Source organism: Keratinibaculum paraultunense (assembly GCF_016767175.1).
In the GTDB taxonomy this organism is placed as follows: domain Bacteria; phylum Bacillota; class Clostridia; order Tissierellales; family Tepidimicrobiaceae; genus Keratinibaculum; species Keratinibaculum paraultunense.
Map to the genome: position 1 here is coordinate 1,710,771 of NZ_CP068564.1, position 21,488 is coordinate 1,732,258.

General features: G+C 28.1%; 14 protein-coding genes and 1 pseudogene. 5 read left to right on the forward strand and 10 right to left on the reverse strand.

All coding sequences use genetic code 11. The features are described 5' to 3' along the window. Positions 1 to 137: 137 nt before the first annotated feature. Positions 138 to 3,089, forward strand: a complete 2,952-nt coding sequence (locus JL105_RS08450; RefSeq protein ID WP_158280005.1) for an S-layer homology domain-containing protein — start codon at positions 138 to 140, stop codon at positions 3,087 to 3,089. 228 nt (positions 3,090 to 3,317) lie between these two features. Next, positions 3,318 to 4,781 carry a 4Fe-4S dicluster domain-containing protein gene (locus JL105_RS08455; protein WP_132027403.1) on the forward strand — a complete coding sequence of 488 codons (1,464 nt, stop codon included), beginning with the start codon at positions 3,318 to 3,320 and terminating at the stop codon, positions 4,779 to 4,781. A 402-nt stretch (positions 4,782 to 5,183) separates the two neighbouring features. On the opposite strand, the gene JL105_RS08460 is transcribed toward JL105_RS08455, so the two are convergent. Next, positions 5,184 to 5,462, reverse strand: a complete 279-nt coding sequence (locus JL105_RS08460) for a hypothetical protein (RefSeq protein WP_202690486.1) — start codon at positions 5,460 to 5,462, stop codon at positions 5,184 to 5,186. Between the two features lie 708 nt (positions 5,463 to 6,170). After that, the gene (locus tag JL105_RS08465) at positions 6,171 to 7,376 is read right to left on the reverse strand and encodes an L-arabinose isomerase family protein (protein WP_132027405.1); all 1,206 of its coding nucleotides are present in this window, start codon (positions 7,374 to 7,376) and stop codon (positions 6,171 to 6,173) included. Positions 7,377 to 7,733: 357 nt separating this feature from the next. On the opposite strand from JL105_RS08465, the pseudogene JL105_RS11470 reads away from it, so the two are divergent. Next, a pseudogene (locus JL105_RS11470) lies at positions 7,734 to 7,811 on the forward strand (hypothetical protein); the annotation flags it as partial. A 136-nt stretch (positions 7,812 to 7,947) separates the two neighbouring features. Here the strand turns inward: JL105_RS11470 and JL105_RS08475 are convergent. From JL105_RS08475 to pepV, 8 genes are all read right to left on the reverse strand, one after another. Next, complete coding sequence (locus tag JL105_RS08475; RefSeq protein ID WP_132027407.1) at positions 7,948 to 9,558, reverse strand: serine hydrolase domain-containing protein; 1,611 nt, start codon at positions 9,556 to 9,558, stop codon at positions 7,948 to 7,950. 34 nt (positions 9,559 to 9,592) lie between these two features. Continuing rightward, positions 9,593 to 10,456: a hypothetical protein gene (locus tag JL105_RS08480; RefSeq protein WP_132027409.1), complete on the reverse strand. Its 864-nt coding sequence runs from the start codon at positions 10,454 to 10,456 to the stop codon at positions 9,593 to 9,595. Further along, a complete protein-coding gene (locus tag JL105_RS08485; RefSeq protein ID WP_132027411.1) occupies positions 10,449 to 10,865 on the reverse strand; it encodes a hypothetical protein in 417 nt (138 codons plus the stop codon). Before JL105_RS08485 ends, JL105_RS08480 begins: the two co-directional genes overlap by 8 nt. After that, entirely contained in the window at positions 10,858 to 11,931 is a 1,074-nt protein-coding gene (cmr4, locus tag JL105_RS08490; RefSeq protein ID WP_132027413.1) for a type III-B CRISPR module RAMP protein Cmr4, read from the reverse strand. The genes JL105_RS08485 and cmr4 overlap by 8 nt, the downstream gene beginning before the upstream one ends. An 18-nt stretch (positions 11,932 to 11,949) precedes the next feature. Continuing rightward, positions 11,950 to 15,186 carry a CRISPR-associated protein Csx11 gene (locus JL105_RS08495; RefSeq protein WP_132027415.1) on the reverse strand — a complete coding sequence of 1,079 codons (3,237 nt, stop codon included), beginning with the start codon at positions 15,184 to 15,186 and terminating at the stop codon, positions 11,950 to 11,952. Continuing rightward, entirely contained in the window at positions 15,183 to 16,229 is a 1,047-nt protein-coding gene (locus tag JL105_RS08500; protein ID WP_132027417.1) for an RAMP superfamily CRISPR-associated protein, read from the reverse strand. Before JL105_RS08500 ends, JL105_RS08495 begins: the two co-directional genes overlap by 4 nt. 16 nt (positions 16,230 to 16,245) lie before the next feature. Then, positions 16,246 to 17,400 carry a type III-B CRISPR module RAMP protein Cmr1 gene (gene cmr1 / locus JL105_RS08505; protein ID WP_132027419.1) on the reverse strand — a complete coding sequence of 385 codons (1,155 nt, stop codon included), beginning with the start codon at positions 17,398 to 17,400 and terminating at the stop codon, positions 16,246 to 16,248. A 139-nt stretch (positions 17,401 to 17,539) separates the two neighbouring features. Continuing rightward, a complete protein-coding gene (gene pepV / locus JL105_RS08510) occupies positions 17,540 to 18,937 on the reverse strand; it encodes a dipeptidase PepV (protein ID WP_132027421.1) in 1,398 nt (465 codons plus the stop codon). 246 nt (positions 18,938 to 19,183) lie between these two features. Here pepV and JL105_RS08515 point away from each other — a divergent pair, with 246 nt between their 5' ends. Continuing rightward, positions 19,184 to 21,268, forward strand: a complete 2,085-nt coding sequence (locus JL105_RS08515; RefSeq protein WP_132027423.1) for a BglG family transcription antiterminator — start codon at positions 19,184 to 19,186, stop codon at positions 21,266 to 21,268. Continuing rightward, positions 21,255 to 21,488, forward strand: a complete 234-nt coding sequence (locus JL105_RS08520; protein WP_132027425.1) for a hypothetical protein — start codon at positions 21,255 to 21,257, stop codon at positions 21,486 to 21,488. The genes JL105_RS08515 and JL105_RS08520 overlap by 14 nt, the downstream gene beginning before the upstream one ends.

Below are 21,488 nucleotides of genomic sequence, written 5' to 3' on the forward strand. Positions count from 1 at the left end.
TATAATATCTTATTAATATGCATGTGTCAATTATATTACACAAACCTTTATATATATTGTAATTATAATGTAACATTATATACCCATTATATGGTGTATAATTATATATGTACAATAAAAAAGAAAGGAGAATGATAATGAAAAAACATATATCCTTCATTTTGGCATTAATCATGATACTATCCTCATTTACATCAGTATTTGCAACTAATACTGAAAAGGAGCTATATGAGCAAGCTGGAGAAATACTTAAAAATGCAGGTGTATTACAAGGTTCAAAGTCAGGAGATTTAATGCTAAATGACAAACTTAAAAGACAGGATATGGTAGTTCTAATATCCAGACTATATAAACAAGAAGATACTGCAAAAAATTACAAAGGAAAGAATCCATTTAAAGATGTTACAAATCCATTTTATGTCCCCTATATTGCTTGGGCAGTAGATAAAGGTTTGATTGCAGGTATGACTCCAAGCAAATTTGGATTTGGAGAACCTGTTACAGTACAACAACTTCAAACAGTATTACTAAGGGCATTAGGCTATGGGGAAGAAGCAAAGAATTGGGATAATGTCCCTAATTTTGCTGAAAGCCTAGGTATAATGAAAGGTTTGACTACTACTCCAAGGCAACAAGTTCAAAGGGGATTAATGGCAGCTATGACTGTAAATACTCTTCGACTTACTATGAAAGGCGAGAGTATAACATTAGCTGAACATTTAGGTTTAAATATTCCCGATTCATTCAATGTAGATGTAAAAGCAACTGTAGATAAAAATACATTGAGATTAGAAGGGAAAGCCACCGGAGTTAAAAATTTAAAAGTAAATTTAAAACCTTTATTTAATGATATAACAGTAAAGGAAAAAACATTAGATATCCCTTTAAGTGAGGATGGCACTTTTCTAATTGAAATACCAAATCTTAAAACTGGAACATATGAGTATAAGTTTTTAAGTGGAAATTTAAGTACTGAACCTAAAACTATAAACATAAAAGACATACCTTTTGAAATATTAGAAGTAAAAGCACCTAATTTAAAGGAAATACACATAAATTTTTCTAAACCTGTGGATAAGACTTGTACTCTTTTCCCAGGAAATTACTACACAGATGCAGGAGAAGTAAAATCTGTTCGTACTGAAGATGATGATACTACTGTTATCCTTACACTAAAAGATACCATGAAAAATAACAAGGAATATAAACTATCCATAATTAAAGTAAAATCTCAAGATAATAAAGAAGTAGAACTAAAGGATGAAAAATTTATTGCCTATGACAATGAACCACCTAAAGCTCGAGAAATAAAAGCTTTAGGGAACAAAGGAATAAGAGTATATCTATCAGAACCAGTTAAATCTTTAAAAACTTCCAATTTTAAAATTGATGGGAAAAATGTTTTAGGTCAAGTTGAACAAGATGAAAATATAATTACAATTAAATTCTTTTCCTCTTATACACCAAAAGAAGGAAATCATGAACTTACATTAACTGGCCTAGAAGATTTTGCTGGATATAAAGGGCTAGACCAACATTTCACTTTTTCCATAGTAAAGGATAACGAAAAACCTAAAATAATAGATACAATAGCCACATTAGATGAAGTCATAATTCAATTTGATAAGGAAATAGATCCTGATTCCATATCTAAAAACAACTTCTATTGGAAATTAGGTTATTCTAAAAGATATGCTGATGAGGTAAAAGTTTTAAACGATAAACTTGTATTGAAGTTTTCAAAAGATATCCTTCCAACTAATGAAGTAACTATATATATAGATAATGTCGCTGATTATTGGGGAAATAAATTGACCAATGAACAAATTGAGGTAAAACCAGAAGTAGATATGAATCCTCCAGAAGTATTAGGAATTAAAGTTTCTGAAGATGGAAAATCCATTAGTGTATACTTTACTAAAAATGTTGATGCAAGTAATAGAGCTTTCTATTCAATAAAAGATGAAAAAAATAAAACGGTCAATATTAAAAACATAGAAGGCTCAGGGAGAAAATATACAATTCATCTATATACTACACTGCCAGTAGGAATAAACACTATAACTATACAAGATATATGTGATACAACCCCTTTGAAAAACAAATTAATACCATTTACTCACGACATATATATGCAAGATGTAGAAAAGCCTGTAATAGAAAATTTTTCTGGAGAAAATAATCAAGTAATATTAATGTTTAATAAAGATATGGATCCAGAAACATTAGAAAAACATGAAAATTACCTTATAAAATTAGATGATAGATATACCTATATTCCAAAAGATACAGAATTTACATTAATAGACGGCAAAACTTTGATAATAAATTTACCAGAAAAGATAAATGGTCAATTAGTTTCTGTAGGTTACAAAGGTAATATTAAAGAAATTCAAATTTCTGGACTCAAAAGTGCTAATGGTATTTTAATGGAACCAGCATTTATTAAGTTTACTTCTTCTACTACAGGAACTGCTAAAATGGAAAAAGCAGAATTGATAGAACCGGATGTAATAAAAGTCACATTTAATCAACCTATATTATATGCTCATCCCAATGATTTTAGTATATCTAGAAAAACCATAAATGATGTCAAATTTGATTTTAGTAATGAAGTATTGTTAATATTATATGAAGATGATGAAACTACCATAAATAAAAATCTATATATTGAAAAAAATAACTCCATAGAAACAATATTAGGCACAAATGTACCATCCCAAACTATATCTATAGAAGATAAGGTTGCACCAAAAATTAATTCAAAAACCAGAGAACTTAATGTAGTCGGTAATAAAATAGAATTACCTTTTACAGAACCTTTAGATGCTAGAGCACAATACTTATTTGGAGATGACTTAGAAATATTAAGACTTGAAGATGGACATGTGTTAGAATACAATGAATACTCCACTTATTTAAAACCTGGAGACAGCAGTATACTTATTATTGAAATCAAAAATCCCCCTATAACTTCTTCCTATAAGATAAGATTAAAACCTGAACCCATATATATTAGGGATGTAAATGGCAATATCATAGAAGAAGATATGGAAGATTACTTTACCAATTGGGAAATTATAAGATAAAAGAAAGAGGTCTTAAGACCTCTTTCTTTTACTTATAACATGATCATTATGTCTTAAACTATATTTTTATAATAACTATCTATAATACTTTACATATAGTATTGATAAATTATTAACATAATAGTATACTTTATATGTACATATTTCAGTAAAAACCTTTAAAAAATTAACTTTATCACATATTATACTGAAAAATATTTAACAATAAAAAGGAGGCTAGGGTAAAAAATGAGAAAATTTGAAAATGATGTCCAGCTAATCAAACATGAGGTATTAAAATGGGTGGCAAAGTTTGCATTTGAGGGAACTTTGGAGGAAAAAAAGGATGATATTCAATATATTATAGATCCTGGTCCAGAACCAAGAACTAGATGTTGTATATATAAAGAAAGAGAAATAACCAAAGAAAGAGTTAAACTAGCCATGGGTGGCAATAAAGATAATAAAAATATTATTGAAGTTATAGATGTAGCTTGCGACGAATGTCCCATAGATAGATTCTTTGTAACAGAAGCTTGTAGAGGTTGCCTGGCTCACAGATGTAGTGAAGCCTGCCCAAGGGGAGCAATATATCATGTGGGAGGAAGAGCCCATATAGATCAAGATAAATGTATTGAGTGCGGTAGATGTAGAGAAGCATGCCCTTACAACGCTATAGCAGATGTTAAAAGACCTTGCAGTAAAGCCTGTATTCCAGGAGCAATTTCAATGGATGAAAACAAAAAAACTAAAATAAACAATGATAAATGTATCCAATGTGGTGCTTGTGTAGTACAATGTCCTTTTGGAGCTATAATGGATAAATCCTTTATTGTAGATGTAATAAATCTATTAAAAGAATCAGAAAATAAAAAATCTGTACATGTTTATGCAGCAGTAGCCCCTTCTATTTTCGACCAATTTACCCATGTCAAAATTGAACAAGTAGTCTCGGGCATAAAAAAATTAGGTTTTTATGATGTAGTAGAAGTAGCTTTGGGTGCAGATATGGTATCTTTACATGAAGCAATAGAATATGTAGAGACTATTGATGAAAAGAAGGTTGTTACTACATCTTGTTGCCCAGCTTTTGTTAATTATATAAAAAAATATTATCCAAAACTTATAGATAAAGTATCTAATACAGTCTCACCAATGATAGCAACTGCAAGATTAATAAAGCATAAAGATCCATATGCAAAAGTTGTATTTATAGGTCCATGTATAGCAAAAAAAGCAGAGGCAATGGAAGAGGAATTGAAAGATGATATAGATTATGTTTTAACCTTTGAAGAATTAGCAGCTCTATTAGATGCAGCTGAAATTAATTTAGAAAATTGTAGTGATACTGAATTAAATGATGCATCTTATTATGGAAGAATATTTGCTAGAAGCGGTGGAGTTACAGAGGCAGTTAACCATGTTATCGATATAAAAAATGTAGATATAGACTTTAAACCAGTTCGTTGTAATGGACTAAAAGAATGTGATAAAGCATTAAAACTTGCAAAATTTGGCAGGCTCAACGGAAACTTTATTGAAGGAATGGCATGTAAAGGTGGCTGTATATCAGGTCCAGCAAGTCTTCACATTGGTCCAAAGGATAAAACTGAAATTGAGAAATATGATAAACTTGTTTCAGAAAAAAGTACTAATAGTTCTTTGGATATATCTAAGATAGATATAGAGGATATAAATTTAAGTAGAACATAGACTATAAATCATATCAATATAAAAAAGGGAGGTCCTAGGGTCTCCCTTTTACTTAATATCATAGCCATTTCTGCTCTAGTTATTTTTTCATTTGGTCTATTAGCATGCCAATCATCTTCTTCATCCTCTAAAGAATTTAATATGGATTCTTAGGAGGGAATATTAAAAAGTAAAGATGCTATAAAGTACAAGAAATTTAAATAACCTGGACCTAATAATAAATTACTAAATTTAGCCTTCCAATCCTTATAAAACCATACTTAGTAGCAATGGATAAATCATGGAAATACTGGCATTTGTATAGCTTTATGATAAAGTAAAAATAATCATCATCAATACAATAGATAAAACATTATAAAAAACACTTCACAGGTAAATTTACCTATGAAGTGTTTTTAAATATCATTTTGCTCCCTTGATTACCCTTATTTCAACATCTTGTTTTTCAACTTTATTTTCTATTTCATCAACCTTTTTTTCAAGTGTAATCAACTTTTCATAAGTTAGTTTGTATCCATCATATAATGCCTTGTGGTTTGTATCCATTTTGTTTTCAAGTCTAACTACATTGTTTTCAAGTCTGACTATATCCTGTTTTACTTCTTTAAACCCTTCTTGCATTTCCCCGTACATCTTTGTCATAAATTCAAATAATTGTTCATTGGATATACCCTCACCCAATCCAATCACCCCTATATATAAACTACATTTAGTATATCATTAATTTACACTCCTATTCAATATAAAAATTATAGAAATTATAAAAGGAACTACAAGCCTAAAATATATTCTGTAAAAACTGTGCTACAACACCTGCTAAAATTGGAAGAAAAAAACTACTTATTATGTGAATTAAAGTAAATTGAGTACCCATAACAGCTATTTCAACACGATGATACTGCTAACGATGGATCTTTTAACCACAAAATAATAAATAAAACGATTGCAGCAACTAAAAAACCCAATGTAGTTGAATCAAAAGTTTTGTTCGTCAAATTAATAACCCCCTTGTTAATATTCTACACTATCAAACATCTAAATAACAGTATCTCTATGCTTCCCAGTTCCTTTATTTAATCCATCTATATAATCCCAAAGAATCCATTGAAAACAAGGTTCCATATGAGCTGTTGCTATTCTTACATATTTACTCTTATTTATAACCCCCTATCAGTGTAATATCCTGTAAAAAATCTTGGATTTTTTAGTTCATATCTACCTTTTGATACTAATCTCTTCCCTTCATGAACATAAACTAATTTTATTTGCCTATTTGTACCTTCTTACATTGGTACATGATCTTCATCTGCTTCTATAAACAAAACATCTATTTCCTTATAAAATATTAATGGAGTTCAAAAATGCAAAAAGAATCCGTCCCTGGTGCATTTACATCCACATAAATTCGTCTACAAGCCTTACGTAATCTCCTCTGCAAATTAAATGATGATTTCCCATAGGATTGGTTAAAAAATAGTCTACATTTTTATCCATATACGCTCTTATTTGAGTTCTACAGAGATTTTCATTGTACATATTTTCTTTTATAGTTATATTACTGACAAAATAGTCTTCTAAGTTACTGCTTAGTCTAAACAAGGTAGCTTGTCCTTCTGGAATTTCTCCGTGAATTGCAACTCCTATCCCTGATTCAAAGTGAGTATCCAATACATATTCTCTTGTCATATTTAATGGAACAGTACAATGGGCAAGAATTACCTCATTTTTTTCCATATCTATACTAGATGGATTAGCCATAAATACTGGATTATTTGATAATGCATTTAATATCAACATTGAGATCAATGCTGGTACATCCCCTTCACAAGAAGATATAATTCCCTCATCATTTAATAAAGATAGAGCTATACAACCTGTATTATATACTGTGGATAGTAGGTCAAAACATCTAACAGTTATTCCTTTTAAATTATATTTATCCATTATGTTTTTTAATGCAATATATATTCTTAATGCTTCCTGTAGACTCTCATTATTAAAAGATTTTTGGTACAATTTTTCTATTTTTTTATTTCTCTTTAAAGTATCTAGCTTATTTATTTGTACTTTATCTATCTCCTCTATTAGTTCTTCAATACTTATTTCTATAGCATTTATTCCAAACCTTTTATTTAAATTTTCATAATCCACATGAGAGGCTATAAGCCAATCGGAAGGTTTGCCTATCACTCCTATATTTATATTTTTCAGTATTTTCTTCGCTTTTATAATATCGTTGATATCTTTTATTTTATTAGAAATATAATCTACACTTCCATGTAATATCTCACCTTTTAATCCTTCTTGTTTCAAAAATGTAAGTATCTCTAAAGAGGCTGCAAGGGAATTATTTTCTCCATTGGTAAGTAGATAATATGGTTCCTGCATCTTCGTATAATTCTCTTTAAATTGATTTTCTACTCCTCCAGAAGCTACAAATATAATTCCTAATTGATTTCCAATTTGATCAAATGGAAGTATGTTAATTTTATCTCCTACTAACTTTTCTATACTAGAAAAAAACTTTTTTTCATTATGTTTTTTCTTTTCCTCATTATGAAAAGAGGAAGAAAGATAATATATATCTATGCTCATAATATTCTCCTTTCAGTTTTTTACACTCTATAGGCATTTGCGAAACGCCATAACCTGCAGAAATGCAGGGAATTTTTTTTATAAAATAATATAACTCCTCACTGATTTATGGTAAAATTGAAGTATCAAGCAACAAATCCACCAAAACCTGAAAGGAGTTATATAAATATGATACCACAAAAACAGCTTTCTTTGGCAGATATTTATTCAGATTGCAAAACTTTTTTTGAAAGTGATAAACCAAATACTTTTAAATCATCGTTCTTCTTTAAAACATTTAAGTTTGTATGCCCTAAAATGAACTAAAAGAAAGCAAAACAGTATCATCCAGATTTAAACGATTCCCCAAATGCTACAACTATGTTTCAAAAAATAAATAATGCTTATGAATTTTTAAATGAAAATAATATAAAAAGATACCAAAATATATATTAGAAAAAGCCAAAATATGTTAGTTATTCTTAAAAATAAATTTATTAATTTTTAACAAATAAAGCTTTATAATATGATAAACATAAAAAATTGCAGTAAATTTATTCTCTACTGCAATTTTTTATTTAAAACTTTAAAATTACCTCAATTTCATAAACCATAAATTAATAACACGACCAGTAGTTATATTAAAGCCAATAACCTGCATATCTTGATTTACTTTAAAAGTAATATCTCCAGATAGGGAATTACCATATTCTTCAGAAGTAAATTTATTTTTTTCATAAGGGAAAAGCTTTGAATCTTCATTTCTATTATGTTTAGCAACCAAAGTTTCATCTTCTAAAACAATTTTATAGAAAGTTTTTAATTCATCACTGTAATAAATTCCTTCATATTTTTTTAACATATCTGATGATATTTCTATCTTATTTAACTTCTTTGCAAAATTTTCATCATGAGGATACACAATTTTAAATCCTTCAATATTATTTTTTTCATCTATTTCCCATTTAATAAGCATATCTGTGTCTTTAATAATATATGTATTTCCTGTTTTATACATTAATTTCAACTTGGGAGTTCCAGGCATTAAAATAAACATTTCATTATCTTCAACTTCAATTTTAAATGTTATTCCTGGTTCTGTCATATAAATACCTTCTAAATCTTTAATATTTTCATATCTTTCCTCTTCTATATAATAATTTGAAAAACTAAAACTATCTTCACATTTAAATTCCTCTTCATCTATAAATATATCTGCTAATTTTTTAGCATAATACATAGGCTTAAATGTACTTAAATTACTCAAAACTGCAATAGCAGCACCTTGCTCTGGGAAACACATAAGAGCACTTCTAAAACCTGCATCTGCCCCTGAATGTTCAACAGTTTTTAAACCTCTATAATCTCCAATTGTCACACCACCAGCATAATCAATAGTTTCTCCATTTTTAAGTGTATACATCTTCTTCATGTTTTCAATTACAGTTAAGCCTCCTATTTCCTTTGTCTTAAAATTATATCCCCATTTTAGAAGATCTTCTGCTGTTGTAAATAAGCTAGTTGCACCTACTGTTGAATAATTCAAAACACTTTTTTTATATCCTTGTTCTAAATCTAATTTATAAGAATATGCTCTATTTTTTACAATCATATCATTATCATCATGAAAATGTGTATTATCCATTTTTAAAGGATCAAATATATTTTCTTTTGCAAAAATAGCAATAGGTTTTCCTGAAACTCTTTTTACTATTTCAGCCATCAAAGTATATCCAGTGTTTGAGTAGAGAAACTTTGTTCCTGGTTCAAAGTTTAAAGCTTTTTGTCGCATAATTGCTTTTAATAAATGCTCTTGAGTTATAACATCATCACTTCTCCATCCAGCAAGAAAAAGCAATTCCCATTGATCCCTTAATCCACTAGTATGATGCATTAAATGCTTAATAGTTATTACATGACCTAAATCAGGCATCTCTGGTATATATTTACGAATATCATCATTTATGTTCAATTTTCCTTCAGATTCCAATAATAAAATGCACATTGCAGTAAATTGCTTAGATACTGAAGCAACATGAAAAATTGTTGACGGAGTATTGGGAATATCATATTCCATATTAGCAAGTCCAAACCCATTTTTGTAAACTACTTTACCATCAACTAGCACAGCTGCTGCAGCACCTGGTGAATTAGGCTTAATACACTGTTGAAATAATCTATTAGCTTCATTTGTTTTTTTCATTATAAAACCTCCCAATAATATACTTATATTTTTGCTAAATTTCAACAAACACTCCTCTTTTTAATGTAAATTTTCTCTTTTCTTGATTATTTATATTAATTTCACTTCCTGGTGTAAAATAATATCCTTTTGTTTCTATACTAGGAATATCACTTGAAAAATCATACATTACAATAAATTCTAAGCTTCCTTTTTTAAGTTCATAATTATTTTTAAATTCTACATAATTTTTAATAAAACAATTTTTATCATTTATGATGTTACCCGTTTCATTTATTCCCCACTTTTTTAATTCATTTTTATCTACTAATAATTCTTCTAAACCTCCATGTATAAATTCCATTTTACCAAATCCATAAGTTAAATCTCCTCCAACATATATTTCTACTAACTGATTTATAAACTTTTTAAATTCTTCTTCTCTATCTTTTTCTATTCCAACTAATCCTACCCAATAAAGTTCTTTCTCTGTATTTCCTTTTTCTCCAGGCAAAATAATCTCTATTTCATGAAGGGATTCTTCCATTGCTGCAAAATATGGAGCCTCTATTGCTGTAGAAACATATGTATCCGTATATCTCATCCTAAAATCTGTTTCCGAAATATTTCCCATATATAATTTACCATCTTTAAAATTAGGAAACATAACTTCTCCATCTAAAGGCTCAGGATAAAAACAAGTAATGTTTTTAAATAAAGTTTTTCCTTCTTGAAAGGCTTCATCTATTTCACCATTTAATTTCCCATAACTATTAACCAATGATCCCCACATAGTCCAACCAGGAATAAATAATCTAGTTTCAGATAATACTCCATAGTTCTTCTTTCCAATATGGATTGGATTTAATTGTTTGAACTTAAGTTTATACCAAGTTAATTTATCATCCAAATTACTCATTTATATCATCCTCAGCTTTTGCATGATATCTAGCATAAGTTAATATCTTTTCTAATATATCTTTAAAAAATAATAACTTATGAATGTTTTTAGACAAGTCACTAAAATATTCATCATATTCATATAAGCTTTTGAAAGATTTAATTTCTTTTTCACTACAAACTATATCATTAAATTCTTTAACTATATTTGATATAAATTGGCTGAACATAGGACTTTTTATTTTTTCATCATTTTTACCATCTGCTCTTGACTTACAATATACATAATATCCATATACTCCGTCATTGCATAAAACACCTAAAGCCTTATCTATTTCAACCAAATTTACCTTTCCGTCTTTAAGCTCTTTTACCATCTTGTAACTATATTCATTTATCCTAGAATCAAGATTTTCAGCCTTAGTCATTCTTTTCACCCCAATCAAAAATCTTTAACCGTCCAAATCCTCTTGTAGTCATGCCACCTACACCTAATGTTTCAAAATATTTTTTACTATCTTTTAATGCTTCTGATACATAATCTAAAGAAAGTTCTTCATCTAAAGGATATTCTTCTATTCTTACATTTCCATAGAATATTGTTCCTCTAGGAATAGCTTCACTTGTAAATAGTGCTCCTTCTTTAGCAGCACCAGTAATAGGATCTATGGATACAGAAGTTCTAGTTTCAAGATTAGAATTGATTATTTGATGGATAATATTATCTGAAACAATAATAATTTTTTCTCCCAACAAATTTAATGCTGAATCATCTCCAATTTGTTTCTTTATGTTGCTAACATTTACTGTAGGTTCATCATTTTTTACTTTAAAATTTAACCATCCTAAATTTATTGAATCTTGTTTTCTATCATCTTTATCACATACTAATACTTCATAATCTTCAAAATTTGGGACACTTTTTAGCTTAATCCCTGCAGATTTCAATATCCCCTTAGATGTTATCCATCTAGTACCTAATCTGGTATAGACAGGGAACAATAATATATTTAAATCTGAAAAATATGCCATTCCTCTTTGAGATTTATCCTGCTTTGAAAATCCAAAAGTTTTACACACTATACAATTTCCACAATGGCCAGCATCTTCATTTATGGATAGCATTTTAGATTCTTCCACTGAAAGATTTGGCTTATCATCTTGTCCAGCACATTTTATAGCCGCATATCGATTACCTTTGAAACCTGATACCCAATCTTTTACATTATTTTTAAAAAGTACTTCTATTCCTTCCTTTTCAAATATTCTCTCACGAGCTTTTCTGTTAATTTTAAAATTTTCTTTAAAATAAGAGTGTATAGTAAGAGCCATATAATATCTCCAAGTGCCTGCTAAGCTTGTACCAGGAATTTTAGGAATTCTAGTTATAGGATCTCTCACAATAGTGTTATCAACTCTCCCTATAGTAAATCCTCCTGTTCCTATATATATAGGATCACAAGATATTGCAGTTATTTTTATCTCTTTACTCATTTTTTCTCTCCCCCTCTATTAAATTTCCTTCAAACCATTATGCCAAAAATCATACATATCTAAAAACTTATGAAGCTTTATTCTAAATTTCTCATCACATAAGCTTTCAATATCTTCCCACTTATTTTCTCCCAATATTCTAACAAATTCATTTTTAGATTCATCATCCTTTAATTCAAAAATGTTTATAAAAGCCGATAATATAAAACATTTTAAACTGCTATCATTTTGCCAATCACTAAGTTTTGAATATATCAAATTTACCATAGTTTGAAGCTTAGTTTTTCTTTCTTTTCCCTTAAAATAATCATAAAACTTATTGAAAGTTTCCCACTCTTCCCAAGTATAGGGTCTGTTTTGTTTGTATTTAGCAACAATTTTATTTCTATTAGCCTTTTCAGTATCATAACAAATATCATTTCTTCGAGTGTTTACATCTAGATATTCAAAGTCTATTGTATTAGGATATATTAGATATTTTTCGGTATCTTTAGTTTTATCAACAGATTTAAGTTCCATAGGCTGTTTGTTAGGTCTAATATAAAAACTATAATCACCTTTCCCACCATTATTTAATGGATATAGGCTATAGTATCTTTTTAATTCCGTTCTACTTTCACAATCTGAATTGCTATTATTTATAGCAGCATCTGACATTTGCTTTAATCTTTCTCCTGATATTTCTTTTTCTATACTATCCCAATTGTCTATATCCCTTCTGATATTTCTCAAAGCCTTTATTCCTATATAAAGAGGTTTTTTATAATTTTGGAAAACTATACCTATATGAAGAGGTAGTTTCCCTTTTACATACTTAAATTCTTCATCATATTTATGTTGAACTTTTTTTATAAGTTTTGGAACATATTCAGCTGGAACAATAAACTGCCAAGATATTGGTGTTGGATTAATAATAGAAAGATAAGGTTTATATGAAATATAGCTTGGATTTTCAAGTTTTACATTGCATTTATTATTGTTACTAACATCTGCCATTTCTATAATTTCATTTGTTATCCAACTCCCTTCATTATTGGTTATTTGAGAATATATTTCTTCGTTTTCCATCTTTTCTTTACTTATAATAGGAATTGCTTTTTCTATAGATGATATGAGATATAGATTGCCTTTAGCATCAGATAAAAAGTTTAAACCTTTATATTCAAATTCTCTTCCTTTGTATTTATCTTCTTCTATAACTTTATTCCATTTTATCCTTACATTTCTCGATTTGGGTATTTCTAAAATATCCATCATGTGATTTTCAATATCCACAAAAAATCCTTCAGTAGTTTCCCAAATTCGTCTAAATCTTGCTGGAGATGGATTTTTTCTAGTTACAAATTGAAGAAGTATTTTGGATAAAAATTCAATTTGTTTTTCACTTTTTTTAACTTTATCCCATTTTATTTTTCTATTTTCAAAATCAATATTATCCCCTAATTCATCTTTCAAAAGTTTTTCCCATCTATCTCCTATGGAACGTTCAAGGAGTATTGATTCAATATATTCTCTTAATGGTATTGGTGGTAAATCAGTTTTAAAAAGAATACTCCCTATAGCAGATTCATTTGTTTTTGTTTTTGTTTTTGTTTCTTTATTTTTTGAATTATTTTTTGAATCATTTTCTGAATCATTTTTTAAATCATTTTTTAAATTATTTTTTAAATTATTTGATATGTTTCTCATATTATAATCACTAATTAACATCGTATTCACCATATTCCCATTCAACCATTCATCTAGTTCAAATTTCATAGTTACAAGGGCAATTCTTCTGTTTTTATCTTGGAGTTCTCCAGTCCAAATGGTCTCTTTATATTCATCATTTAATTTAGTTCGCTCTATTTCTTTTTTTCTTTCCTTACAAATACTGCATAAGTTTAACTTTTCGACTTTATCATCTTCTGCTAATCTTACTTTACAAATATCACATATTACTTTAAACTCATTATTATCTTCTGTCTCTTGAAAATACTCTTCTACTAAATTATTAGATTTTGGAAAAACTGGTTTTAAAAAATTTTCTTTGGCATTTTCAATTAAATAAGCTATATTCATAGTTCCCCTTGAAGGTTCTGTTATATATATAGATGGGAATACTTCTCCATTAAAAAGTTTAAAGCATTCTATTATTTTTTCTTGTATATCACTTAAATTATCATTCATTCTATATAGTCCTACATCACCATCAACTTTTTTCCCATAAATATTCTCTGGTGCAATAAAGTATATTCCTGTTTCATCTCTATAGATTTCATTTCCCAATGCAAAATCTTCTTCTATCACCTTTTTTATCTTTTCATCTACTACATTTGTTCCATTTCTATACCAATCTATAAAAGATGGATTTAGTGCCTTTTCTGCAAGTCCTAGTTTATCATACTGCACACCAAGTATACTCCACTTAATCTCACGTGGCCTATCTATATAATCTTGATACTTTTCTTCTTCCAAACACAAAGTTGCAACACTAGCTTTAAACATAGAGGCTGTCATATATGCTTGATCCCACAATGTTACATCATTAATTGGGAAACGAGAATCACTTAAAAGATGAGAATACCATTTTTTTATTTCTCCCAAAATAAACCTTCGCATTTCATACACATCTATATTAGTTCTTCCCATAGAATCTATTTTCATCCACAAGTTCCTTAGAAAAATGATTCTTGACTCATCATATCTTGTCAAATCTACAAAATTTTTTTTATTGTTTGCTATTTCTTCTTTAGTAGTTCCAAAAGCATTAGCTATCTTAAGATTATTCAACTGTTTTTTTGGTGCTCCTTTATCTATTCCAGAATTTATATTTTCGCAACCTTTAAACATCACTTTATTTATAAATTCACTATCACCTGCATTGCCCTTTACTACATCTATTAATCTAAGGTTTATTTCTTTTTTATTCTTTTCCTTACTATTCTTTTTAAATTGAAAATTAATATCCGTTTCATTAAAAAAATCTTTAAGCTCCTTATTTATAGAATCCATATCTATTGTAAAAGGACTTTTTGAATTAAATTTACTCTCTTTTATGTTGTTTTTTTTAAAATAATCTCTATAACCGCTAAATGGCTTATAACCATACTTTTCTTTAAATTTATCATCATCAATCTGGAAATAAACTTTCCCCCTTTTTTTCTTCCAAAATCCTACATGAGTTTTTCCTAAATTAAAAAGCAATGCTCCAACCTCTGCTTTTAGTATTTCCATTTTATATTTTTCAAGGTTTTTTAAATTTAAATCACTCATTTCACTCCCCCCACATTACTTTCAAAATATTTTATATCATTTTCTTTTATTTTTCCTCTACCCCATCCAAGTTTTGTTTTAGCACCTATTCCTACATTTTCTAATGCTTCTTTTAGTATTTTCCCTATAAATTCTTTATCAGATTTCATTTCACTTTTAAGAACATTTTCTTCCAGTAATATTCCATTATGTGGAATATAGATAAGCTGAAATATTCCTATAGCTCCTTTAGGCACTACTTCATAAAATATAGGATTAATACCTACTCTTTTTTCTCTATCATGTGGATTTATAACTTCATAATTTATTTTATTAAAATATGTAGGATAAAATATAGCTCTACCTTTATTAACAGAAAATATATTTTTTACTTTTTGTTCATTTTGTTTTTTAATTATTTCATCTATCAATTGCTTATTAACACTTGTCCCATCTTTTTTTATATTAATATTTATGCCTAAATCAAATACACAATATTCAAATAATATTTCAGTTAATTTCGTAGAATTTTTTCTTTCCGCTTCACCAATTACTTTTTTTATTTCCCTTTCTAATTCTCTAAATGTTTCTGAACCTGTTCCAAATATTCGTACAAAACTTAAATAACAGTTTATTATACTTGGTATATCTTTAGATTCAACATTTTCTCTTAATTTATTCAAAGCTACAGATGAAAGGAATCCTTTCCAACTACTACCTTTAACCATGGGTATTTTAGAAATCGTCTCTTTAATTATTGGATTTTGAATTATATATAAATTATCATCATCATTTGAAAAATAAGGTGATTCAAGCTCAAATTTGCACCATATTCCAAATGAACCAGGAAGTAGATTTTTCACATATTCATCAATATCTTCGGGAGTATTAAATATACCTGATATTTTTTGAATTTGTTTAATATCTTCACTTTTTATATATTTATTATATTTATAATCATTTATAAAATCAGATGGTTTTTCCCCTTTTATTTTATAAATTTTTGATTTAAAATAATAATCTTCTTTCTTAACTTTATTTTCTAAAATTATTTCATGAAACAATTAATTCACCTCCCTTTTAAACCTTTAATGAGTTATTCATATATTCCGTATAACTAATATTACAATGAATATTATTATCATTTTTATTTTCATTTTTATTTTTACACTTAGGTTTAAATAAATAGTTATTCAATTCATCATTTATCTTATTTTGGAGCTTGTTTACAAATTCTCTTTTATTTTCCCCAACCCCATAACCCCAAATTCTACATTCCACAGTATTACTGTTAATCTTATAACCGTGGGATACAAAAATTTTTGAACCTTTCTGTATCATTTTTTTGTTTTTCTTAGTTACTACACCAAATAACTCATGCCTTTTATCTTCATTCTCTTCAACCCTTCTGATAATATCTCTTATATGAAATCCTATTGGGATAAATTTATGATCATTCCATAGATCTTTTAGTCCTTCGTGATCACTGTTTTTATCCTGATATTCATCTATCCAAAAAACATTTTTACTTATTATCTTCGATATATCTTCATTAAATTCTAATCTATATTTTACAAAGAAAAAATCAGTTAAGTCAGGAAAATTATAACTCGAAAAAGCAAGATCATTTAATTTGTTTTCTTCAAGAACATCTTCGTTTATTATTTCTACTACTCCATTTCCCTGTGCAGTCCTTGCACCTAAAGCTGCCCATTTTAATATTAACTTTATAACAAATGCTAGAATTTTCCATTCTTCATCGGTAATTTCTTTCACTGGATAAAACTCAAGAGTTAAAGGATTGCTTTCATTAAACATTTTCCCTTGTACCTTTCGTTTTGCCTTACCAAATTTTCTACCTCTTACATATACTTTACCTGATATATCCTTGCAATCATCATATTTAACAACCAATTTTAATTTGCTTGACCATCCATTGCAACCAAATAATTTACAAACTGGGCATATGTTTTGCTCATCTAATGCTGTATCTATTGTTTTCCCCTCTCGTATAGATCTAATAAATTGTTCACCATTTAATTTACATTTTTTGTCTTCTGACTGTAGTGTAGGGGTACAAACTTGTTTACCTAAACTTCTACTTACTATTTCATACCACCATCTTATAGTTCCAATAATGTTACTTTCTTTTATCTCACTACAATCTCCATAAGCATCTCCCGTCCAAATAGGAGTTAAGGTTTTTAATTGAATAGTCATACTCTCTTTGTTCACATTTACACCTCCTTCATAAAATAATAATCAATGTTTTTAAACATTATATTTCTTATATTATATAACTTCTACAAATAAATACTTTTTCCTCTATTTATTTTCAAAATGTATAAAAACAGGGGCAGTAAATACTGCCCCATTACTTTGATAATTCATACATTGCTTTTCCATATATTCTAGTTAAAAACAGTAGATGTTTTATAGATATAAATTCATTTGGCTGATGAAATAATTCTTCTTGATTTGGAAGTACAGGCCCAAATGCTACTGCATTTTCCATAGCATTGGCATAGGTTCCGCAACTTATAACTAATGGTTCACTTTCTTTATCTCCTGTTTCTTCTCTATATACTTTCATCAATTTTTGTACTAAAAAATGATCTTTTGGAATATATAAAGGTTTTACCTCTCCATCATCTTCAATTAGTTCAATCCCTGTACCCTTTAAATTTTCCCTTATTCCATCATATACTTGTTGAGCTGTAAATGTAATAGGGTATCTTACATTTATGGATAGCACTATTTTGTCATCTTCCATGCGTATAACTCCTGGGTTGAAGTTTAATTTTCCAGATACTTCATCTTCAAATCCACATCCTATTCCTTCGCCATGATGTTTAAAGGCTATTTTCTCATTATACATATTTATGAATTTACATATATCACATTCACAATCTATTATGGTTCCTAAGAACTGCATTATATATGTTATAGCATTTTTACCTTTTTCAGGAGTGGATCCATGAGCTGAAACTCCCTTTGCTTTTATTATGAAAGTGAACCCTTTCCTTTCTAGAGTCATTTGATATTGACAATTTTCTACAAATTTATCAAAGGCGTCTTCCACTTGTTTAGTATCTTTAGTTTCTAATGTAACTTCACAGTAGTCTGGAACCATGTTTACTGCACTTCCACCTTTTATATTTTTTATTGTAATGTTATTTGTGCAATTTGTATTTATGTCTTTAACTAAATCAAATTTAATGATCCCTTTTTCGCCATGAATAACAGGGAAATTAGCATCGGGAGTAAATCCAATATCTGGAGATTTTTCGTGTTCAAAATAATATTTCATACATCCCCAATCTGTTTCTTCATTAGTGCCAAATATAATCCTGATCTTTTTACTCAACGGAACTTTGGATTCTTTTAAAGCCTTCATAGCATACATACAGGCAATAGCAGGTCCTTTATCATCTATAGAACCTCTACCATATATTTTACCATCATGTATTTCTGCTCCATAGGGAGGATAAATCCATCCATCTCCTTCAGGTACCACATCTAGGTGAACTAATATTCCTAATGTTTCTTCACCTTCACCAAATTCTGCATATCCTACATATCCATCTAAATTTTTAGTTTTAAATCCCATTTGTTTTGCTAAATTTAGAGCATATTCTAATGCTTTATAAGGACCTTCTCCAAAAGGCATACCTTCTTTTGGTTCATCTTCAACACTTTTAATAGTTACTATTTCTTGCGTAGATTTTATAATATCATATTTGTAACTATCTATTAACTTAATAAAATCCATATAATCACCTCTATTATTTTTATTTCATACATCCTATATTATAACTCTTATTGAACAAAATTTTTCTATAATTTTATTTTTACAATAGTGGGACAGTGGGACTGTCCCACTGTCCCACTGTTAGAAAAATGTCATTTTATTTTGACAAATGTATTGTATCTTTTCCTTGTAAACTCAAGCTTTATGCTATATTATTAATATTAAGAATATTAGATATTAAAGCTTTGTCAAAAGAGGTGCGCACACATGTTAAATTTGACCATTAGGCAAAAGGATATCCTAAAAGATATATTGGACAATGAAATTATAGATATTGAAAATATTGCAAAAAGAAATAATGTATCGGTTCGAACCATATATAGGGATATAGAAAAAATAACAGAGGAACTATCTTGTTTGAATTTACAATTAAATAAAGAAAAGGATAAATACATTATAGAAGGAAGTCAAGACAATTTACTTGAATTAAAACATATTATTGCTAATACCTACTATGAGCTTACTCCATTGGAAAGAAAAAAGATAATATTAAAAGAACTATTGACTTCTAAAGAACCAATTAAATTAGAATACTTTGCAAAGGTATTTGATTTAACACCACCTACTATAAGCTATTATCTAAAAGATATAGAAAAGTGGCTTGAAAAAAACAATATACTTTTAATTTCCAAGCCAGGTGTAGGTATAAAAATAGAAGGCAGTGAAGAAAATATTAGAAAAGCAACTGTCAACTTCATATATGAAAATATGGACTTAAATTCCCTAATGGAGTATATTAACATAGATAATGTAAGTGGATTTATGCCTAAGGATAGTAAAGTATTTGATCTACTGGATATAGAGATTGTATCTCAAATAGAAGAATCCATAATAAAACTACAACAGATATACAATTATCCTATTTTAGACAAGGTATATATAAATCTTACTATACACATAGCATTGGCTATAAAAAGAATAGAAAAAGGCGAAGAAATTAAACTAGATCCAAATACATTAAAGGAATTAAAAAAATATAAAGAATTTGAAATGGCAAACACATTAACTCAATTTTTAAAAGAAACAACAGGGATAGAACTTCCAGAAGATGAAGTAGGATATATAACTATGCATCTATTGGGATTTGATTATAAATCTACTCTCGATGCTGAGTATAAAACTTATGCCAATGAAATGGTCAATATAATCATAAAGGAAGCCAATAAAAAATTTCATGTGGATTTTTCTAAGGATAATTTATTAATAGATGGCCTAACAAACCATCTAATGTATACCATAACAAGGATTAAATCCAATTTAAATATTAGAAATCCTATGTTAAAGGAAATAAAGGAAAAATATAGTCTATTGTTTAACAAAACTCAAGAAATAATGAATGTAATAATACAAAAATATAATATTAATATTCCAGAAGATGAAGTAGGCTATATAGCTATTCATCTAGGAGCTGCTATTGAAAGGATTGGTGATAAAGAAAACCTTTATAATGTTGTTGTGGTATGTTCCAGTGGTATAGGTTCATCACAGATGCTACTTTCAAAATTAAATAAGTTTCCCCGGTTAAACATATTAGGATGTTGTTCCCTAGAAGAACTAAAATATGCACTTAACAAAAATCATGTGGATTTGGTCATATCCACTGTACCTATATACAATTTAAATGTCAAAACTGTTGTAGTTACACCTCTTTTGTTAGATGAGGACATTAAAAAAATAGAGGAAAGCTTAAATATTAAAAATCTATATATTGCTGAAACAAAAAAATCTCAAAATCCAATATTAAAGCGAAAAAAACAAATCAAAAATATTGCAATATATGGCTCAAATATAGTGGATATACTAAAAAATACTCACATGATAATACACAGGGAACAAAATATAGAAAATATAATAGATGAACTATTAAAAGTCCATCTTAAAAATAAAAAAATTGATAAAATTGGGAAGGATAAAATACTTGAAAAACTTATAGATAGAAACACTTTAGCACCTATAATACTCCCCAATAAAAAATTTGTACTATATCACATAGCTACTAATTATGTTGATGAGATACTAATAACCATTGGAAAATTTAAAAATCCCATTACTATGAAAAATATATTGGGGAAAAAAGAGCTAGTACACACATCCTTTTTGTTAGTAGCTCCTAAGGATAAAAAGAGCATTGAAACATTGGGAGATCTTTCCGCAGCACTAATAGAAGATGATAAATTGGTAGAGGAATTAAATAATTCTACAGATGAAAAACAAGTAGTTAAATCTTTGGAAGATGCCCTACTGTTAAACTACTATAAGGAAATAAGGAAGATATATGATGAATGGGCATAAAAATATTAAAAATTCCCATATAAAACTATTTACAATACTATTAACAGCTATATGGCTAATATCAGGCATATATTATGGATTTAAGTATGATTTAAAAATTGGAATATCTGTTATAATATTTGGCTTGGCATTTTTAGTAGTATTTAAATTGGTTCAACAATATTCTTTAAAAATGCTTAGAGAATATGATGAAAATTTAAATAATAGAGGAGGTAAATAA

Coding starts and splice junctions, on each gene's coding strand:
- JL105_RS08520 (WP_132027425.1), top strand. CDS start 21,255: ATGAATGGGCATAAAAATATTAAAAATTCCCATATAAAACTATTTACA.
- JL105_RS08485 (WP_132027411.1), bottom strand. CDS start 10,865: ATGACTAAGGCTGAAAATCTTGATTCTAGGATAAATGAATATAGTTAC.
- JL105_RS08515 (WP_132027423.1), top strand. CDS start 19,184: ATGTTAAATTTGACCATTAGGCAAAAGGATATCCTAAAAGATATATTG.
- JL105_RS08465 (WP_132027405.1), bottom strand. CDS start 7,376: ATGAGCATAGATATATATTATCTTTCTTCCTCTTTTCATAATGAGGAA.
- JL105_RS08450 (WP_158280005.1), top strand. CDS start 138: ATGAAAAAACATATATCCTTCATTTTGGCATTAATCATGATACTATCC.
- JL105_RS08475 (WP_132027407.1), bottom strand. CDS start 9,558: ATGAAAAAAACAAATGAAGCTAATAGATTATTTCAACAGTGTATTAAG.
- JL105_RS08480 (WP_132027409.1), bottom strand. CDS start 10,456: ATGAGTAATTTGGATGATAAATTAACTTGGTATAAACTTAAGTTCAAA.
- cmr4 (WP_132027413.1), bottom strand. CDS start 11,931: ATGAGTAAAGAGATAAAAATAACTGCAATATCTTGTGATCCTATATAT.
- JL105_RS08495 (WP_132027415.1), bottom strand. CDS start 15,186: ATGAGTGATTTAAATTTAAAAAACCTTGAAAAATATAAAATGGAAATA.
- JL105_RS08455 (WP_132027403.1), top strand. CDS start 3,318: ATGAGAAAATTTGAAAATGATGTCCAGCTAATCAAACATGAGGTATTA.
- pepV (WP_132027421.1), bottom strand. CDS start 18,937: ATGGATTTTATTAAGTTAATAGATAGTTACAAATATGATATTATAAAA.